The organism is Flavobacterium ginsengiterrae, assembly GCF_039539785.1.
Classification (GTDB): Bacteria; Bacteroidota; Bacteroidia; order Flavobacteriales; family Flavobacteriaceae; genus Flavobacterium; species Flavobacterium ginsengiterrae.
In genome coordinates, this window is record NZ_BAABDU010000002.1 from 92579 (window position 1) to 110544 (window position 17966).

20 protein-coding genes are annotated in these 17966 nt (G+C 33.0%); 6 read left to right on the plus strand and 14 right to left on the minus strand.

Annotation, left to right across the window (positions count from 1 at the left end; genetic code table 11):
- Positions 1-35: 35 nt before the first annotated feature.
- The 9 genes from ABD859_RS01155 to ABD859_RS01195 all read right to left on the minus strand — a co-directional run bounded on the left by ABD859_RS01155 (position 36) and on the right by ABD859_RS01195 (position 6101).
- Positions 36-407, minus strand: a complete 372-nt coding sequence (locus ABD859_RS01155; RefSeq protein ID WP_345139089.1) for a hypothetical protein — start codon at positions 405-407, stop codon at positions 36-38.
- 162 nt (positions 408-569) lie between these two features.
- Positions 570-1502 carry a transglutaminase-like domain-containing protein gene (locus ABD859_RS01160; protein ID WP_345139092.1) on the minus strand — a complete coding sequence of 311 codons (933 nt, stop codon included), beginning with the start codon at positions 1500-1502 and terminating at the stop codon, positions 570-572.
- 19 nt (positions 1503-1521) lie between these two features.
- Positions 1522-2373, minus strand: coding sequence for a substrate-binding domain-containing protein (locus tag ABD859_RS01165; RefSeq protein ID WP_345139095.1), 852 nt, complete (start codon positions 2371-2373; stop codon positions 1522-1524).
- Between the two features lie 51 nt (positions 2374-2424).
- A complete protein-coding gene (locus ABD859_RS01170) occupies positions 2425-2898 on the minus strand; it encodes a DUF4265 domain-containing protein (protein WP_345139097.1) in 474 nt (157 codons plus the stop codon).
- Entirely contained in the window at positions 2898-3290 is a 393-nt protein-coding gene (locus ABD859_RS01175) for a VOC family protein (RefSeq protein WP_345139100.1), read from the minus strand. Before ABD859_RS01175 ends, ABD859_RS01170 begins: the two co-directional genes overlap by 1 nt.
- A 3-nt stretch (positions 3291-3293) precedes the next feature.
- A complete protein-coding gene (locus ABD859_RS01180) occupies positions 3294-3734 on the minus strand; it encodes a DinB family protein (RefSeq protein WP_345139103.1) in 441 nt (146 codons plus the stop codon).
- A gap of 3 nt (positions 3735-3737) precedes the next feature.
- The gene (locus ABD859_RS01185) at positions 3738-4607 is read right to left on the minus strand and encodes a nucleoside phosphorylase (RefSeq protein WP_345139106.1); all 870 of its coding nucleotides are present in this window, start codon (positions 4605-4607) and stop codon (positions 3738-3740) included.
- A gap of 104 nt (positions 4608-4711) precedes the next feature.
- Complete coding sequence (locus tag ABD859_RS01190; protein WP_180861779.1) at positions 4712-5044, minus strand: translation initiation factor; 333 nt, start codon at positions 5042-5044, stop codon at positions 4712-4714.
- Positions 5045-5150: 106 nt separating this feature from the next.
- Positions 5151-6101: an isopenicillin N synthase family dioxygenase gene (locus ABD859_RS01195; RefSeq protein WP_345139111.1), complete on the minus strand. Its 951-nt coding sequence runs from the start codon at positions 6099-6101 to the stop codon at positions 5151-5153.
- 165 nt (positions 6102-6266) lie between these two features.
- Between ABD859_RS01195 and ABD859_RS01200 the strand changes: the two genes are divergently transcribed.
- Positions 6267-8243, plus strand: coding sequence for an alpha-ketoacid dehydrogenase subunit alpha/beta (locus ABD859_RS01200; RefSeq protein ID WP_345139114.1), 1977 nt, complete (start codon positions 6267-6269; stop codon positions 8241-8243).
- Between the two features lie 74 nt (positions 8244-8317).
- Here ABD859_RS01200 and ABD859_RS01205 read toward each other — a convergent pair whose 3' ends face one another.
- Together ABD859_RS01205 and ABD859_RS01210 are read right to left on the minus strand one after the other, a co-directional pair.
- A complete protein-coding gene (locus tag ABD859_RS01205) occupies positions 8318-8788 on the minus strand; it encodes a hypothetical protein (RefSeq protein ID WP_345139117.1) in 471 nt (156 codons plus the stop codon).
- 28 nt (positions 8789-8816) lie between these two features.
- The gene (locus ABD859_RS01210; protein ID WP_345139120.1) at positions 8817-9218 is read right to left on the minus strand and encodes a glyoxalase; all 402 of its coding nucleotides are present in this window, start codon (positions 9216-9218) and stop codon (positions 8817-8819) included.
- 152 nt (positions 9219-9370) lie between these two features.
- Between ABD859_RS01210 and ABD859_RS01215 the strand changes: the two genes are divergently transcribed.
- Entirely contained in the window at positions 9371-9793 is a 423-nt protein-coding gene (locus ABD859_RS01215) for a hypothetical protein (RefSeq protein WP_345139122.1), read from the plus strand.
- A 90-nt stretch (positions 9794-9883) separates the two neighbouring features.
- Here ABD859_RS01215 and ABD859_RS01220 read toward each other — a convergent pair whose 3' ends face one another.
- Complete coding sequence (locus ABD859_RS01220) at positions 9884-11143, minus strand: mechanosensitive ion channel family protein (protein WP_345139125.1); 1260 nt, start codon at positions 11141-11143, stop codon at positions 9884-9886.
- Entirely contained in the window at positions 11136-11429 is a 294-nt protein-coding gene (locus ABD859_RS01225; RefSeq protein WP_345139128.1) for a DUF3817 domain-containing protein, read from the minus strand. The genes ABD859_RS01220 and ABD859_RS01225 overlap by 8 nt, the downstream gene beginning before the upstream one ends.
- A gap of 104 nt (positions 11430-11533) precedes the next feature.
- Here ABD859_RS01225 and ABD859_RS01230 point away from each other — a divergent pair, with 104 nt between their 5' ends.
- The 4 genes from ABD859_RS01230 (at position 11534) to ABD859_RS01245 (ending at position 16576) form a co-directional block, all read left to right on the plus strand.
- A complete protein-coding gene (locus tag ABD859_RS01230) occupies positions 11534-12067 on the plus strand; it encodes a DUF6155 family protein (RefSeq protein WP_345139131.1) in 534 nt (177 codons plus the stop codon).
- 109 nt (positions 12068-12176) lie between these two features.
- The gene (locus ABD859_RS01235; protein WP_345139134.1) at positions 12177-13715 is read left to right on the plus strand and encodes a DEAD/DEAH box helicase; all 1539 of its coding nucleotides are present in this window, start codon (positions 12177-12179) and stop codon (positions 13713-13715) included.
- Between the two features lie 175 nt (positions 13716-13890).
- On the plus strand, positions 13891-15228 hold the full coding sequence (locus ABD859_RS01240; protein ID WP_345139136.1) for a DEAD/DEAH box helicase: 1338 nt from the start codon (positions 13891-13893) through the stop codon (positions 15226-15228).
- A gap of 79 nt (positions 15229-15307) precedes the next feature.
- On the plus strand, positions 15308-16576 hold the full coding sequence (locus tag ABD859_RS01245) for an NAD(P)/FAD-dependent oxidoreductase (protein ID WP_345139139.1): 1269 nt from the start codon (positions 15308-15310) through the stop codon (positions 16574-16576).
- Between the two features lie 157 nt (positions 16577-16733).
- Here the strand turns inward: ABD859_RS01245 and ABD859_RS01250 are convergent, their stop codons facing one another.
- On the minus strand, positions 16734-17963 hold the full coding sequence (locus ABD859_RS01250) for a multidrug effflux MFS transporter (protein WP_345139142.1): 1230 nt from the start codon (positions 17961-17963) through the stop codon (positions 16734-16736).
- Positions 17964-17966 lie beyond the last annotated feature (3 nt).

The window sequence follows — 17966 nt, forward strand, 5'->3', positions numbered from 1 at the left end:
ACCGCTTAAAAGAAGCGGCTTTTTTTATATTTATTTTATTCTATTTTCTTGAGTGTCAATTTTACCTCTTTACTGTCTAAAATTAATTGATCGCTTGTAATAGTACTTTCGCAAGGGTAAGGTGTTCCTACTTCATCTTTAATCACTAAACTTTTTCCACCTTTTGTCAATGCATAAGTCCCGTTTGTTATCTCTCTTGTTAAATATCCGGTAACATGTCCGTCTTTTGTAAATGTTAGAGTTCCATCGGTTAAAATAACAGTTTTTAAAGAATCCGACATGGGGATTTTCGGTTCTACTCCAGTTATTTTCCAAGAGTTAATCAATTTATTTCTACCCTTAGAACATGAAATCATTAATACTGCTGCCAATGCAAGCCCGAAGATAAATACTTTAGAATTTTTCATGGTTATGTGATTAAAAATTAGATAGGAAAAGATACAAAAAAAAGTTTTACCTCTAACATTTTATTAACACAAAATAAATTTTAAAATATCTGATTTCTAATATTTTAAAATCAATAATATAAAACTAGACTTACAAAATAAAAATCTTAAAATTAGCCTGTTTTAATTAAGAGTCAGCGCTCCTAAAATTTCTTCATACATAAAAGGTCCGCCCGGATATTTAGCGGTATAATCGAGATTCATCCAAACCTGACCTCGCTCATCAATATGGTAATGCAGTTTTTTACCATAACTTTCTTTTTGAAAAAGAACGTTTTTAATTAAATAATTGACTTTTTCCAGATCGATCATAGAACCTATTAATATTTCGGGATAAATATGACCTTTGGTGTGTATTAATCGAGGTGTACCACCAATAGAACGAATTGCGGCTGCCATCAAAATTGAGTGATCGTCGCAATCGCCAGAGAAATATTCTAATGATTCGCTGGCGGTTGCAATATAATCACCGTCTTTTGGGTCGTTTACGTAATTCCAGCGTCCGTTAATTTCTTTAAAAACTGCAAAACACTGAATAATAGTTCTATAGTCTGAATATCCTTTAATACCTTTAAAATGCTTGTTGGCAGCCATAATGGCAAAGTTGCGTACTTTTGGGTTTTGATATTCTATGGCGCTTATAATTTTTGACCGGTTAGGAAAAGGCAGCAGTTTTGCCACAATGATATCCTGCGGATACGGATTGTCTGACATGGTGTAAATCATCGAATTATAATCTTCAGATATCTCACTAAAGCCGTAATTGCCAATAACCGATCCGTAAAATAATATTAATAAGTATACTGCAACACATAAAATAATTATGGTTCGCAGGTACATTAACAAAAAGAAAATTGCGGCAAATACAAAAATGAAAATAATAACTCTGTCGAGATTAAAAGCCCATTCGAGATCAATCAGGTTTTGATGCAGTATGATAAATATTGGAATTGTAATAAAAAGACTCAACACAGAAATAATAATCCTATCCCAAGGCGATTTCACCTGTAATTTGGATTTTAATTGTGGAAAGTCAATTTTAGGAAAATTTATCATAAGAGTCAAAAAGCAGTTTTTACAGCGCTTTTACCGTTTCAACAAAAGTACTTTTTTTATCAATAATTCCCAGATCAAATAATTGATTTTGAATTTTGATAAATGCTTTTTCATTTAAATGTTTTTGCGACCATTGCGTTAATTTAAGCCATTCTCTAATATCTTCGGCTTTTTGGTTAAAAAGCTCCGCTAATGTCTTATCGATATTAGGAATCTGCGCAAAATCCTGCGTTGTTTTATTAATAACTTCTAATACTTTTTCGATCACTTTTGGATTCTTTTTCAGGAATTCATCGCGAACTACAATTACAAATGAAGGCCAAGGAGTAGGACAGTCGCCAATGCGTCTGAAAATTCCCTGATCAACAAGAGGTTTTGTCATAAAACGTTCCCACATAAAATAATCTGCAGTTCCGTTTGTCAAAGCTTCTACAGCGCCGTCAATCGTATTAATAATTTCAAACTGAAGATCATCTGTTTTCCAGCCTTGTTCGTTTGCATTTACATAAGCCATTAACTGCGATCCCGAACCAATGCGCGAAATAGCTGCTTTTGTATTATGCAGGTCTTTTACGGTTTCATAATTAGATTTTGCGGCAACGTGAATTCCCCAAATTAATGGTGACTGCACGTAAATCTGAACAATTTTGCTGGGATTTCCTTCTGTTATGTCTTTTACGATTCCTTCCGTTAAAATAACCGCCATATCTGTTTCGCCGCTGCGTAACATCTGGCACATTTTTCCGGTGCCTTCAGGAACATTTTTCCATTGCAAATCGATATTCTCTGCTTCAAATTCGCCATTTTCAATGCATAAATGCCATGGCAGATTGAAGTGTTCAGGAACACCCACAATTTTTACAGTTTTCATTATAGTTTAGTTTAAGTTAAGTTTGGTATGCGTATTCTTAAGTTTGTAAGTTTAGTTTTTTAATAAATCTGTCCGGTGTTTATCAGACAAACATGGTTCTGCATATTGAATAATTTCCTGAGCTTCATATTCGTTTAAAACACTTCGCACAATCGAATAATCAACATCGCGCACCACTTCTACAGAAATAAAATTATCATTTAAGCCTTCAGATAAGCAGTTAATTGCTTTTAGTTTTTCTCTAATGATTTCTTTATCAAATCCTTTTTCTAATATGATGACCTGAACAATTGAATTTCCGGAATTTTCAATTGTTTCTTTGTACACCAAACGTTTTTCATCTTCATCAAATTCGGCATAAAACAAATCATCTGTGGCAATTAAGGGACCAAAAAACGGAATATTATCTAATTTAAACAGCCCTTTTTCCAGGTTTACAATTTCTGCCCACATGGTTTCTGAAACCGTTTCTTCGAGATAATCGCTATAATATTTAAATAATATTTTTTTGTGTGTTTCCTGCATTATTCTATTTCGTTTATTACTGCTTTTAAAGGTGATATTACTATACGATAACCGTCAGGGTCCTGAATCATTTTTCCGTTTTCATTCCAAAAAGGATTGGCTGCAGTTATGGTTGAAATATTTTTATGTATAAGCTTATTTATTAGTTCATTATAATCTGTAATTGATTTTGGGTAAAGCACAATTACATCATCTTCGTCAAAAGAATGATTCGCTTTTGTATTTGATTTTGTAAATTCAAAATGCCAGTCTAAACCTGATTTGCCAATAAATATGCCGTCGTAATTATTATGGTTCTGAAAATCTCCCAATCGTTCAAAACCAAGAATATCGACATAAAAGGCTTCTATTTTTTCTAAATCATCGGTATGTCGTGCCACTCTCAAAAACATAATCTAGGATTTTATCTGGTTGATATGATGCTCTAAATGTTCTACATAATCTGTCATTAGAAATTTTAATTCTATTACAGATGAATCACTCAAAATGATTTTATATTCTAAAGCTTTCTCATCAACAGATTCCATAATTCGCATAATCTGCTTATTTACAGAAAACCATAACTGAGTAAGCTGCTCAATATCCATTTGCTGATATTGATTTAAATTTACTAAATCTATTTGATTATACGGCCTGTGATGATAGGGTTTTTCAAGATAATGAATTTCTGTAAACCGAACCAGATTATGAATGGCAGAATCTGTTAAATGTCCTAAAATCTCTTTTTTAGACCATTTTCCCAAAGGTTTAAATTCTAATGCTTCTTTACTCATTTTTGGAATAGAAGAAGCATTTTCATTCACTAACTGTTCAAATTTAAGAATAGAATCCTGCATTACTTAATTACCTGCCAGTTTGTTTAATGTATAACTTATTAATTCGTCAACGGCTTTATAAGGATCTTCACTGAATGTTCCGGAAGCACGATTGGCAATAATGGCATTTAATGACAATGCGTTATGACCTAAAAGGGATGAAAGTCCGTAAATAGCAGCTGTTTCCATTTCTAAGTTCGTGATACGATTACCATTAAAATCAAAATTATCCATTTTGCTGTTTAATTCTTCATCCTGAATGTTTAATCGTAAAACACGTCCCTGCGGACCGTAAAATCCTCCGGCTGTAGCAGTAATTCCTTTAAAAATTTTATCGGATTCGATTAATTTTTCAAGTTTTTCAGAGCAGGCAATTACATACGGTTTTCCTTTTCTTATATCCCAGTTTGTGTGCGTTACAAAAGCATCCTCAAGGGCAGTATTCGAAACTTTGTCGATTAAATAGGAGCGAAGCATATTATCTAATCCAAGTCCGAATTTTGACATTACAAAGCTGTCTACCGGAATATCTTCCTGAAGCGAGCCCGAAGTTCCAATTCTGATAATGTTTAGAGAAGTTAATTTTTCTTTTGGCTGACGTGTTTGTAAATCAATATTTACCAGTGCATCTAATTCGTTTATAACAATATCAATATTGTCAGGACCAATTCCGGTTGACATTACAGAGATTCTTTTGCCTTTGTAAATTCCGGTTTGGGTTTTAAATTCTCTTTTTTGTGTCGAATATTCGATGGAATCAAAAAACTGAGTGATTTTTTCTACTCTGTTTTGGTCTCCAACAAAAATTATATCGTGTGCAATATGTTCAGGACGAAGGTTTAAGTGGTAAACACTTCCATCCGGATTAAGTATTAATTCTGATTCTTTTATCATTTTTTTAAGTTGCTAAGTTTCTAAGGAACTAAGGTTCAAAGTTTTTTGTACGTTTTTCACATCCCAAATTGGAAATTGGAATTTAGAACTTGATTTTTAAGTTTTTATCCACCTACACGTTTGGTTTTAAATCCTTTTTCTTTTAAAATAGCCATTATTTTATCACGGTAATCACCCTGAATTATAATAGAATCATCTTTAAAAGTACCGCCAACGCTTAGTTTTGTTTTTATTTCTTTGGCTAAAACTTTAAAATCTTCGTCGCTTCCTTCGTAACCTTCAATTATAGTAGTTGGTTTTCCTTTTCGTTTTTCAAATTTACAGATCATAGGTTCTTTCTGTACATACAAAACGTGATCTTGTTCCTGAATTTCCTCAGGTTCATTTGATTCTTCATGATCAGGAAACAAGTTTTTTAATTGATCTTTTAAGTCCATATTTTTATTAAATTCCAATATTTAAAAATACATAAAAATTAAATTCCAAATCCCAAAAATTAAGTTATTTGGAATTTGGAATTTTTATTAATTGAGAATTAAGTATTTATTTTTTAATTAATCCTAATTCTACTAAACGTTCATGTAAAAACTCTCCAGCCGAAATATCTTCATATTTTTTAGGATTTTCTTCATCAATACAGTTTTCAAGGCAGTCTAAACGCATATCGCTTACAGGGTGCATGAAAAAAGGAATCGAATAACGAGAAGTTCCCCATAATTCTCTTGGCGGGTTTACAACCTGATGAATTGTTGATTTAAGCTTGTTGTTAGTATGTCTGGATAACATATCACCAACATTAATTACTAATTCATCATCAGCTGCAATAGCATCAATCCAGTCGCCGTTATGGTTTTGAACCTGAAGACCTTTACCCTGAGCACCCATCAATAAAGTAATTAAATTGATATCGCCGTGTGCTGCTGCACGAATTGCGTTTTCTGGTTCAGAAGTAATAGGAGGGTAGTGAATTGGTCTTAAAATTGAGTTTCCTTCTTTTGCATATTCATCAAAATAAAACTCATCTAAACCTAGATGTAAAGCCAAAGCTCTTAATACATAAACTCCGGTTTTTTCAAGCATTTGATAAGCTTCTTTTCCAACCGCATTAAAACGAGGAAGTTCTTTAACTTCTACGTTATCAGGATATTCTGAAGCCCATTTTGAATCCTTGTCAACATACTGTCCAAAATGCCAGAATTCTTTTAAATCTCCCTCTTTACGGCCTTTAGCATGTTCTTTTCCAAAAGATACATAACCTCTTTGTCCGCCAATTCCGGGAATTTCATAATTATGCTTAGTTTCTATTGGCAAGGCGAAAAATTTTCTAATTTCACCATAAAGTTCGTCTACCAACTGATCATCTAAGAAATGACCTTTTAAGGCAACGAAGCCAATGTTTTCAAATGCACTGCCGATTTCATTTACAAATTTTTGTTTACGTTTCGGGTCGTCCGAAAGGAAATCACGTAAGTCTACACTAGGAATGTTTTGCATACTTTACATTTTTATTTAAGAAAAAGGTATAACCCTTCAAAACAAAGGTAAATAATATTTTAGATTTGAATTTTAAATCTTACAGGAAAATTGAAAAAATAAAACTAAAACTATCAAAATTGTTTCATTTTTTTATCTTTGATAAAAACTAAACTCACTTAACCAATGATCTTTTACAGACAGAATCTTACTGATGAAAAATTATTAGACTTATATAAAAAGATACTTAAACCGCGCCTTATCGAAGAGAAAATGCTTATTTTAATTCGACAGGGAAAAGTTTCAAAATGGTTCTCCGGAATAGGACAGGAAGCCATTGCAGTGGGCGTTACTTCTGTTTTGGATGATTCTGAATATGTATTGCCAATGCACCGAAACCTGGGCGTTTTTACGACCAGAAACATTCCACTGCACCGACTTTTTTCGCAATGGCAGGGAAAAGCCAATGGTTTTACCAAAGGACGCGACAGAAGTTTTCATTTTGGAACTCAGGAGTACAATATTATTGGTATGATTTCGCATTTGGGTCCGCAGTTAGGAATTGCTGACGGAATTGCCTTAGCCGATAAATTACAGGATAATAAAAAAGTTACAGCCGTTTTTACAGGAGAAGGAGCGACCAGCGAAGGTGATTTTCATGAAGCGCTGAATATTGCTGCTGTTTGGAAACTTCCGGTAATGTTTATTATTGAAAATAATGGCTACGGACTTTCTACACCAACAAATGAGCAGTATTTATGCGAAAATCTGGCAGATAAAGGAATTGGGTACGGTATTGAAAGCTGGATTATAGACGGAAATAATATTGTAGAAGTTTATAATAAATTATCTCAGTTAAAAGAAGAAATGATTGCTGATCCGCATCCTGTTTTACTAGAATTTAAAACATTCAGAATGCGCGGACACGAAGAGGCGAGCGGTACTAAATACGTTCCTCAGGAATTAATGGATCAGTGGGAACTTAGAGATCCTGTTGCCAATTACAAAAAATATTTAACCGAAATTGGAATTCTTACCGAAGAACTTGACGAGAAATTTCGTTCTGAAATAAAACAGGAAATCGATGAAAACTGGGCAATGGCAAATGCCGAACCAGAAATCGAACCAACTTACAGCGGTGAATTAGATGATGTTTACAAACCATTTCAGTATGAAGAATATACACATAATTCTGATTTAAAAAATATTCGATTTATTGATGCCATTCGCAACGGTTTAGAACAATCTATGTGGCGTCATAAAAATCTGGTAATTATGGGGCAGGATATTGCTGAATATGGCGGTGCTTTTAAAATTACTGAGGGTTTTGTAGATGCTTTTGGAAAAGGCAGAGTACGAAATACACCAATCTGCGAAAGCGCTGTTGTTTCGACAGGAATGGGATTATCTATAAACGGATACAAAGCAATTGTAGAAATGCAGTTTGCTGATTTCGTTTCAACAGGTTTTAATCCAATTGTCAATTTATTGGCAAAATCACACTATCGTTGGGGCGAAAATGCCGATGTTGTAGTTCGTATGCCTTGTGGCGGCGGTACACAAGCAGGACCTTTCCATTCGCAGACAAACGAAGCCTGGTTTACCAAAACTCCGGGATTAAAAGTTGTTTATCCGGCATTTCCTTATGATGCAAAAGGTTTATTAAATACAGCAGTTAATGACCCGAATCCGGTGTTATTTTTCGAACATAAATTATTGTACAGAAGTATTTATCAGGATGTTCCAACAGATTATTACACGATTCCGTTTGGAAAAGCTGCTTTAATAAAAGAAGGTAAAGATGTTACCATTATTGCTTTTGGAGCTCCAGTTCACTGGGCATTAGACACATTAGGAAAACATCCTGAAATTGAGGCTGACTTAATCGATTTAAGAACTTTACAGCCGCTTGATATCGACACAATTTTTGCTTCGGTTAAAAAAACAGGAAAAGCCATAATATATCAGGAAGATACTATGTTTGGCGGAATTGCCAGCGATATTTCGGCTTTAATTATGGAAAATTGTTTTGAATATCTGGATGCTCCGGTAAAAAGAGTGGCAAGTTTAGATTCGCCAATTCCGTTTACAAAAGCACTTGAAGATCAGTTTTTACCTAGAGACAGGTTTGAAGAAACTTTATTAGAGCTTTTGAAATATTAAAGATTCTAAGTTACTGAGATACTAAGGTTCTAAGTTTTTTTTAGCTTAGAACCTTAGCATTTTTATTTAATCTATCATTCAGAAAATTCATTGAATCTTTTCAAAACATTTCTATCTGAAAAAATATCTTTCCACATTTCAATTTTATAATAATCCTTTGGATTTTCAGAATAGGCAGATTTCAGATTATTAAAATATACCCTAACTCTATAATCTCCATTTTCAATTTTTTCTTCTAGAATAATACTTGAAAACGGACAATCATTTATTTGTAAAAAACCATTTCTTATTTCTAAACTTGCTTCTACGACATGATCAAAAATACTAAAATCAGTAATTAAACTTTTAGAATTTAAAATCTCCAATTCACATTTTACCATTCCTTCGCTATTTGCAATAGAAATTCCTAAAATACCTTTTTCTACAGCCAGTCTATCATTAAAAGCTTCATTAGTCCAGAAGTTTTCAGTTCCTGTATCTCCTTCATCTTTGTCATTTAGATAAAATTGTCCATAATCTGTTGTAAAATTGAGATCAAATTTCATTGTACTATAATTATTAACTTTTATAAATTTAATTCAGTTCCTTTTCAAACAACTGCACCTGATTTTTCAATCTTTCAATCAATAAATTCATCATACGTTTATTTAAGTCAGATGATTTTTTGATATACATATTGTATTCTTCTACAGTAAAAAGTGCCATAACGATTCCTTTTAGGGAATTTCTAAATTTAATATCCTTTTGTATAGAATTTTCGATAGTCTGAAGTTTCTTTTCAACTGAATAAAAATAAAAATCGGGTTTATTTTTGCTTACGTAGTTAATAAAAACTGCAATAAACAAATCATTTTGAAGTTTTAATATAGGTCTAATCGTTTGATTTTGAAAGATCTCATCTGGGGAAGATTGAGCACTTACGGTTCCTAAAGTTTCGCCTCTGAATTCTTTTAAAAAAGTGTCTCTATCTGCCATGTTTTTTATTTAAATTTAAGAAAAAATAAAATAGAAAAAAATCTATTTTTGTTTTACTATCCAAAAAAAAATTAAACTATATACCTTATATAAGTCTATTAATTGAATACCAGATTATCTTATGACTTTTACATATTTTTAAAACCTTATAAATGAACAAATTATCTTTTATTTTTCTTTTAACTGTTTTGATATTGATTATTTCCTGCAATTCAAAAGAGAATAATTCGTATAAAGAAGTACAATATCAGGCTGTAAATGGAAATGACACCGCTGTTATAGCTTTAAAAATCAGCGATAAACGTTTTTACGGACGTTATGAAATCTCTTATTATAAATTCGGGAAAGATTCCGGCGATGTTCGCGGCGATATAAAAGGCGACACTTTAAGAGGTGATTTTCATTATATTTCAAATGGAGGAAGCTGGAAAAGGATTCCATTAGCATTACTAAAAAAAGATGACAAGCTTATTCAGGGCAGCGGTATTATAGGTACTTATATGAGTCTGCCATGTTTTCTTCCCGGCACGCTTTCTTATAAAGAACCAAAGTTCGTTTTTGAAGAAACGAAGTAGTTTTAAAAAATTGTTTCACGTTTCAGGTTTCAAGTTTCAGGTTATGCGTACTTCAAAAACCTGAAACTTGAAACTTGAAACAAAAAAAACTTACCTGTCAAAACGCCCAATCTGCGATGGCAGTTCGAATATTTCCAGATCGAAATAAATAACAGAAGCCATAACATGATCGAAAATATCCGACATTATATATTCGTAATTCGCCCAGCGTTTATCGCTTGAGAAAACATAAATTTCTAACGGAACTCCGTGTGCTGTAGACTGCAGCTGACGGCACATAATATGCATATTTTTATTTAATCCAGGATGATCTAATAAATACTGCATAATGTATTTTCTAAACATACCTAAATTGGTCATATTACGACCGTTAAGCAATAACGATTTATCAATTCCCCGAACTTCATTATACTTCTCAATTTCCGCTTGTCTAGTTTCAATATAAGAAGTAATCAATTGAATACCTTTCATGTGATTTAAATCATCATTGTTCAGAAAACGAATACTGCTGCTTTTTATTAAAACGTGTCTTTTAATACGTCTTCCGTCTGATTTTTGCATACCGCGCCAGTTCTGAAAAGAATCAGAACTTAAAGCATAAGTAGGGATGGTGGTAATGGTATTATCAAAATTTCGAACTTTTACCGTCGTAAGGTTAATTTCTATTACATCACCATCGGCACCAAATTTATCCATCGTAATCCAGTCGCCAATACGCACCATGTCGTTTATAGCAACCTGAACACTCGAAACAAATCCAAGAATAGTATCTCTGAAAATCAAGATAATAATTGCCGAAAGTGTTCCTAAAATGGTTAATAATTCGCCTTTTTTAATTCCGAACAAAGTTGAAATAATCATAGCTACTCCAAAAATCCAGAGCACGATCATAATAACCTGAACAAAACTGTCGATTGGTTTATCGCTGTATTCCGGTTTTTGTTTTAAATAATCACGCAGAGCATTAAAAATGGTTCTGATAATCCATAAACTAATCAGGACGATATAAATACCTACGATTTTTCCAAAGAGTAATTCCCAGTATTCATATTTATCAAGAATTACCGGAACGGCCTTATATATAAAGAAAAACGGAATTAAATAGGCTGTGTATTTTGTGGTTTTGTTGTGAATTAAATAATCATCAAATTTAGTTTTGGTACGCTGGGCAAAAACTGCCGTAAGCGTAACCAGAACAAATTTAGCGACATAATAAATTGCGTACGCCAAAACCAGCATAACGGCAATATTAATAACAAGACTGATGTATGACGCAAAATTGCGATTCATACCCCAGTCTCTAAAAAGCGGATATAAAAAATTAAATATTTTATCCAAAAGTTTATGCATTTGCTTTAGTTTCTAAATACTTTTTCTCGATGTAGAAAGTTCCAAACGGAATTAAAGAAGCAATTAGTATGATAGCAAAAGTTTTAAAATCCCAGTTTTGAGATTTTTTAAGCAAAAAAGCCAAAAGAATATAACCTATAAAAAGAACCCCGTGTGTCATTCCTAATGGTCGTAATAATGTATGATAAAGTTCAGGATTGTTAGTTTTAATAATAAGCATATTAGCAAATAAAACTAAATACGAAATTCCTTCTAAAATAGCGGTAACTTTGAAAATCTTAAGCATGTAAATGATTTTTGAGATTATTGCCGGCAAAATTAAGTATTATGGTTGGTTTTTAAGTTATGTGTCAGGAAAGTAATTTATTTTTGTATTCTTAATCTTTGATAATGAGCAAACGCGATTTAAAAAAATATTTGGCCCAATTAAGTAAGGAACAGCTCGAAGAACAGCTTATTGAACTGTACGAAAAATTCAGCCCTGTAAAAGTGTATTATGACTTTGTTTTTAACCCAAAAGAAGACAAACTGCTGCAGGAATCTAAAGTGAAAATTTCGCACGAATATTTTCCGGTAAAAAAGCCCAATGCAAAATGGCGTCCGAGAGCAAAAATGCGTCGTTCTGTAGCGCAAAAAATCATTAAACATTTTATTTCTTTAGGTGTTGACTCGTTTATTATTGCTGATTTGATGTTTTATAACATCGAAATAGCGCAAACGTATTCGTCAAATAACTTTATTAAGCAGGAATTATTCTACAAAAGCATGTTTAATTCGTTTGAACAAGCAGTAAATTTTGTCATTTCTAATGGAATTTTAACTGAATTTAAAGCAAGAATTGAAGCAGTTTATGAGCAGACTTTGCAGCAAAAATGGAAAAACAGGTATGATTTTGAAGCAATTTTAGATAAAATAGACTTTTAAAAACACTTCCTATAAAAAATCTTATTTTAAAAAAAACATTTATTTTAGGTTAAATTACGATGAATAACTGTTTTTTGTGTGTATTTTTGCAAAAATCCAAAAACAAACAATGTCTCAAAACACTTTAGAAATAGAAAGAGAAGAGAAAAAAGAACTTTATGCATACCAAAAAGGCGATATTGATGCCATTTTTGACCGCTTAGACAATGCTCCTCAAAAACATCACTTATTGTATCAATTACCTACTGGTGGCGGGAAAACTGTAATTTTCTCAGAAATTGTGCGTCGTTATTTATCAAATAACGATAAAAAAGTGGTGGTTTTAACACACCGAATCGAGCTTTGCAAACAAACATCAAAAATGCTGAAAGGCTTTGGCGTAAGCAATAAAATAATCAATAGTAAGGTAAAAGAACTTCCTGATCAAAACGATTATTCTTGTTTTGTGGCAATGGTCGAGACTTTAAAAAACCGTATTAATGATGAAAAACTTCATCTGGACAATATTGGTTTAGTGATTATTGATGAGGCGCATTACAATTCATTCAGAAAATTATTGAACTCTTTTAAAAATGCTTTCATTTTAGGAGTTACAGCAACGCCGCTGAGTTCTAATATCAAATTACCAATGCACCAGAGTTACGATGAACTTATCGTAGGAGATACTATTGGTTCATTAATAGACAAAGGATTTTTGGCCAGAGCAACAACATATAGTTATGATGTTGGTCTGACTTCATTAAAAGTAGGTATCAATGGAGATTATACTGTTAAATCTTCAGATGATTTATATACCAATACCATGATGCAGGAAAAACTGCTTCATGCATACACAGAACGTTCTTTAGGAAAAAAGACCTTGATTTTTAATAACGGTATTCATACGTCGTTATACGTTTACGATACGTTTAGAGAAGCAGGTTACGATATCAGACACCTTGATAACACAAGTAGTTCTGAAGAGCGTAAAGATATTTTGCAATGGTTTAAGAAAACGCCTGATGCAATTTTAACTTCTGTGGGAATCTTAACGACAGGTTTTGATGAGCCTACCGTTGAGACTATCATCTTAAACAGAGCAACAAAATCGTTAACTTTATATTTCCAGATGATTGGTCGTGGATCACGTAAATTACCTGGTAAAGACGAGTTTACAGTTATTGATTTAGGTAACAATGCCGCACGTTTTGGTTTATGGAGCGATCCGGTAAACTGGCAGCACATTTTTAAATCTCCTGAGTTTTATCTTGAAAATCTTAGAGATGATACCGAAATCGAAATGTATTTTAAATACAGCATGCCGCCAGAATTACGAGCGAAATTCAGTAAAACTGCCGATGTTACTTTTGATGTAGATGAAGAACACAAGCTGGCTATAAAACAAAATTTACGTTCTAAAATTGTTTTAGATAAATCATTAGAACAGCATGCGGCAATGTGCGTTGACAATGCCGAATTGCTGCCGGAAGCAAAAGCACTTTCAAGAGAACTTGAAGACGATATTGAAGATCGTATTAAACGTTTTGCAAAATGCTTAAGCCAATGCAGTAAAAACTATCGAGAATGGCTTTTAGATGATTATAAGCAAAGACTAACCTTATTAATAGGTAAAAAGTACCGCGAAAAAATCATGAACGAACCAGATTGATAAAAAGGTTTAAAAGTTTCAGATTTCATGTTTCAAGTTATTGAAATCTGAATAATATAATTACAAGGAGGAATTACATTGAGAATAATTAAATCTAATGTAATTTCTCCTTTTAAACTTAATGGAGTTTCTGTGCAACTTGAAACATGAAACCTCAAACAAAAAAACAAAAACTATGTCTAAACAATTTGCAGCATTAGGACTTTCAGAACCAATTTTAAAAGCTTTAAGCGAATTAAATATTGTTGAACCTACTGAAATTCAGCAAAAAACAATTTCGCTTTTATTATCTGAATCACATGATGTTGTAGGTTTAGCCAAAACCGGAACCGGAAAAACAGCCGCTTTCGGACTTCCGTTATTGCAGTTAATTAATACCAAATCAACAGCAGTACAGGCCGTTATTCTTGTACCAACAAGAGAATTAGGACATCAGATTTTTAGAAATTTAGAAGATTTTTCAAAATATATTCCCAATATTTCAATCGCAGCAACCTGCGGCGGAATCCCGATAAAACCTCAAATTGAACGCCTTACTTCGCCAACACATATTATTGTTGCCACTCCGGGACGATTAGTTGATTTGATTCAAAGAAATGCAGTCGATTTAAAACAGACCCAATATTTAGTTTTAGACGAGGCAGATGAAATGGTTTCAATTCTTAAAGAAAGTCTGGATGAAATTCTAGCAGAAATTCCTAAAAAACGTCGTACTTTATTATTTTCAGCCACTTTGCCCGGAACTATAAAACAACTGGTTCAAAACTATTTGAATAAAAATGTAGTTCAGGTAAGTGCTAATATGGAAGTGGTAGGAAATCAAGGAATTGACCACGAATATATTGTGGTAGATCCTATTGAAAAGCTCGATGTTTTAATGCATTTTTTAAACTCAAGAGAAGGCGAAAGAGGTATTATTTTCTGTAAAACAAAAGCTGCCGTAAACAAATTAGCTAAAAATCTGGCTATAAACCGTTTTTCATCCGGAGCAATTCATGGAAGTTTAACGCAGGGAATACGCGACAGAATTATGGAGCAGTTTAGAGAAGGTCATATTAATATTTTGGTTGCAACCGATTTAGCAGCAAGAGGAATCGACGTAAAAGAAATCTCGTATGTTGTAAACTACCATTTACCAGACGCTTACGAAACTTATGTTCACAGGAGCGGAAGAACAGCTAGAGCAGGAGCAAAAGGACTTTCGTTAACTGTTTTACAAGAAGAAGAAGTTTTTGAAATTGCCGATTTTGAAAGAGAACTTGGACTTACATTTTCTAAGTTCCAAAAACCTTCTGCATTAAGTATTGAAGAAAATAACACCCTTTTATGGGCCAAACAAATCTTCAAAACAAAACCCAATCATGATGTTTCAAATGATCTAAAAACTAAAGTAAAAACAGTCTTTCATCATTTAACTAAAGATGAACTAATCGAGAAATTGCTGGCAAATTATATTTTGCAAAACAAAATCGATATAGTTGAAAAACCTGTTAAAAAATTCAAAAACAAATAAAAATGACAATTGTCATTGCATATTAAAGTTGTATATTTATAAGGAATTATTTCATAATCCTACTTAATAAACAACATATATGAACATAGTCATAATAGGAGGTGGTTTTGCCGGAATAAATCTTGCAAAAGAGCTTGTTAACCACCCAGATATACAAGTTACGCTTGTAGATAAGAACAATTATAACTTTTTTCCGCCGCTAATATACCAGGTTGCTACCGCTTTTTTAGAGCCGTCAAGCATCAGTTATCCTTATAGAAAATTTTTCGCAGGCAAAAAAAATCTGCAGTTTCGTTTAGGCGAACTTCAGTCTGTTATTCCTGCCGAAAATAAAATTGTTTTAAACAATGGCGAATTATCATACGACCATCTTGTTTTTGCCACAGGAGCAGAAACAAGCTATTTTGGTATGGAAAACGTAATGAAAAATGCCATTCCGATGAAGACCTTAAATGATGCCATCGAAATGCGTAACACATTACTTAAAAATCTTGAAAAAGCCGCCATTTGTAAAGATATGCGCAAACGACGCAAATTACTTACGATTGTTGTAGCCGGAGGAGGTCCAACTGGAGTTGAAGTTTCCGGAATGTTTGCTGAAATGAGAAAAAGCATTCTGCTAAAAGAATATCCTGAACTGGATACTTCTGCCAGCAACGTTTATTTGGTTGATGGAGGCGATGCACTTTTGGCTCCAATGAGCAAAGAATCTCAAAAAGATACGTATGATGCTTTAACAAAATTAGGAGTTGTAGTAAAACTAAACACCAAAGTTGTTGATTATGTAGATGATACTGTATTTTTTGAAGGCGGAGAAACCATTAAAACCAAAAATTTAATTTGGGCTGCCGGAGTTTCGGCTAAAATTTTCGAAGGAATTCCACAGGAAAGTTACGGTCGCGGCCGAAGAATGGCAACAGACCAATACAATAAAGTGAACGGACTCGAAAATGTTTACGCCATTGGTGATACCGCTATTTTAGCCGGAGATAAAAATTTCCCTAACGGACATCCGCAGGTTGCACAGGTTGCAATACAACAAGGATTAAATCTGGCTAAGAATTTCAAAGCAATGACAAAAAATAAGCCTTTAACACCATTTATGTATAAAGACAAAGGTTCTATGGCTATTATTGGAAAAGCAAAAGCTGTGGTTGATTTACCAAGTCCGAAATGGCATTTCAAAGGATTTTTTGCATGGATTATCTGGTTGTTTATCCACCTGATTTCCTTAATTACATACAGAAACAGATTAAACACATTTTGGAACTGGATGGTCGCATATTTCGCAAGAGATCAATCTCTTAGAATGATCATTAGACCAGATAAAAGATCTCAGGAGAAATAAAAATTCTAAAATATTTAAATTCCAAATTCCCATTCCGATGGATTGAGATAATACAAAAAAGCCAGAATCAAAGATTCTGGCTTTTTTATTGGAATTTGGAATTTCAAAAATTGGAATTTCAAAAATTGGAATTTCAAAAATCGGAATTTAAAATCAATTAATGAGCAATGACATTATCACTATCATCAGATATTTCAACTTTATTTTTAATGAATTTCTTCCCGATATTCAAAACTATAAAAGCTATAATGGTTGTAACAGTCATAATAAAAACCATTGGCGCAACAGAATCCTTTACAAAGATTCCAACAGCAAATGAAGCCAAAGATCCTAATCCTAACTGAATAGCACCCATTAACGCAGAAGCACTTCCAGCATTTTTTGCAAATGGAGCCATTGTAAGTCCGGCAGTATTTGGATTTGAAATTCCTAAACAGCCTAAAAACACAAAAAGAATTGCGATAGTTTCATACAATCCTAAAAGATTATTTAATGAAAGCACAAGGAAAATTACAGCAACAACAGATTGTAAAATCAATGCTCCAAAAATCATCTGTTCACTCGAAAATTTCTTTAGTAAAACTGAATTTAACTGACTCGAACCTATAAAACTAACTGACATAAAAGCAAAAATCCATCCGTATGTTTTAGCATCAACATGGTAAATATCCATAAAAATAATAGGAGAGGCCGCTACATAAGTAAATAATCCCGAAAAGGCAATTGCACCTGTAAATGCATAAGTATAGAACTGAGGCTCTTTAAGAACCTTTAAAAAGTTCGAAATAATTGGTTTTGGTTTTAAAGATATTGAAGTATCTGGTTTGTAACTATTTGGCAAACCAATTTGAGCTGCTAATAAAATCGCAATTCCCATACACATTAAAATAAAGAACACAGTATGCCAGCCATAATCTTCTGTAACATAACCGCCAATAGTTGGCGCCAGCATTGGCGAAAGCCCAAGAACAAGCATTAAAAGCGAAAACACTTTTGGAATATCTTTTACAGGAAATAAATCACGAACCATTGCTACAGAAGCAACTGTGGCAGCACAGCTTCCAATAGCCTGAATAAATCTTAAAAGGATAAACATATCAATATCAACTACATATACACAACCTAAAGAAGCTAAAATGTAAACCAGTAATCCAATAAATAAAGGCTTTTTACGTCCAAAACGATCTAATAAAGGGCCATAAAGTAATTGACCGGCAGAAATTCCGATAAAATAGCTTGATAAACTCATCGAAACTTTGGCAACCGAAGTATTCAAATCTTTTGCAATACCAGAGAAACCAGGCAGATACATATCAATTGAAAATGGACCAAGAGCGGTTAATGAACCTAAAATGAGAATAAGTTTAATATATTTTTTTGTTGTCATTTT

Excerpts from the sequence above, each read along its gene's own strand:
- ABD859_RS01155 (WP_345139089.1), bottom strand. The coding sequence starts at position 407 with ATGAAAAATTCTAAAGTATTTATCTTCGGGCTTGCATTGGCAGCAGTA.
- ABD859_RS01160 (WP_345139092.1), bottom strand. The coding sequence starts at position 1,502 with ATGATAAATTTTCCTAAAATTGACTTTCCACAATTAAAATCCAAATTA.
- ABD859_RS01165 (WP_345139095.1), bottom strand. The coding sequence starts at position 2,373 with ATGAAAACTGTAAAAATTGTGGGTGTTCCTGAACACTTCAATCTGCCA.
- ABD859_RS01170 (WP_345139097.1), bottom strand. The coding sequence starts at position 2,898 with ATGCAGGAAACACACAAAAAAATATTATTTAAATATTATAGCGATTAT.
- ABD859_RS01175 (WP_345139100.1), bottom strand. The coding sequence starts at position 3,290 with ATGTTTTTGAGAGTGGCACGACATACCGATGATTTAGAAAAAATAGAA.
- ABD859_RS01180 (WP_345139103.1), bottom strand. The coding sequence starts at position 3,734 with ATGCAGGATTCTATTCTTAAATTTGAACAGTTAGTGAATGAAAATGCT.
- ABD859_RS01185 (WP_345139106.1), bottom strand. The coding sequence starts at position 4,607 with ATGATAAAAGAATCAGAATTAATACTTAATCCGGATGGAAGTGTTTAC.
- ABD859_RS01190 (WP_180861779.1), bottom strand. The coding sequence starts at position 5,044 with ATGGACTTAAAAGATCAATTAAAAAACTTGTTTCCTGATCATGAAGAA.
- ABD859_RS01195 (WP_345139111.1), bottom strand. The coding sequence starts at position 6,101 with ATGCAAAACATTCCTAGTGTAGACTTACGTGATTTCCTTTCGGACGAC.
- ABD859_RS01200 (WP_345139114.1), top strand. The coding sequence starts at position 6,267 with ATGATCTTTTACAGACAGAATCTTACTGATGAAAAATTATTAGACTTA.
- ABD859_RS01205 (WP_345139117.1), bottom strand. The coding sequence starts at position 8,788 with ATGAAATTTGATCTCAATTTTACAACAGATTATGGACAATTTTATCTA.
- ABD859_RS01210 (WP_345139120.1), bottom strand. The coding sequence starts at position 9,218 with ATGGCAGATAGAGACACTTTTTTAAAAGAATTCAGAGGCGAAACTTTA.
- ABD859_RS01215 (WP_345139122.1), top strand. The coding sequence starts at position 9,371 with ATGAACAAATTATCTTTTATTTTTCTTTTAACTGTTTTGATATTGATT.
- ABD859_RS01220 (WP_345139125.1), bottom strand. The coding sequence starts at position 11,143 with ATGCATAAACTTTTGGATAAAATATTTAATTTTTTATATCCGCTTTTT.
- ABD859_RS01225 (WP_345139128.1), bottom strand. The coding sequence starts at position 11,429 with ATGCTTAAGATTTTCAAAGTTACCGCTATTTTAGAAGGAATTTCGTAT.
- ABD859_RS01230 (WP_345139131.1), top strand. The coding sequence starts at position 11,534 with ATGAGCAAACGCGATTTAAAAAAATATTTGGCCCAATTAAGTAAGGAA.
- ABD859_RS01235 (WP_345139134.1), top strand. The coding sequence starts at position 12,177 with ATGTCTCAAAACACTTTAGAAATAGAAAGAGAAGAGAAAAAAGAACTT.
- ABD859_RS01240 (WP_345139136.1), top strand. The coding sequence starts at position 13,891 with ATGTCTAAACAATTTGCAGCATTAGGACTTTCAGAACCAATTTTAAAA.
- ABD859_RS01245 (WP_345139139.1), top strand. The coding sequence starts at position 15,308 with ATGAACATAGTCATAATAGGAGGTGGTTTTGCCGGAATAAATCTTGCA.
- ABD859_RS01250 (WP_345139142.1), bottom strand. The coding sequence starts at position 17,963 with ATGACAACAAAAAAATATATTAAACTTATTCTCATTTTAGGTTCATTA.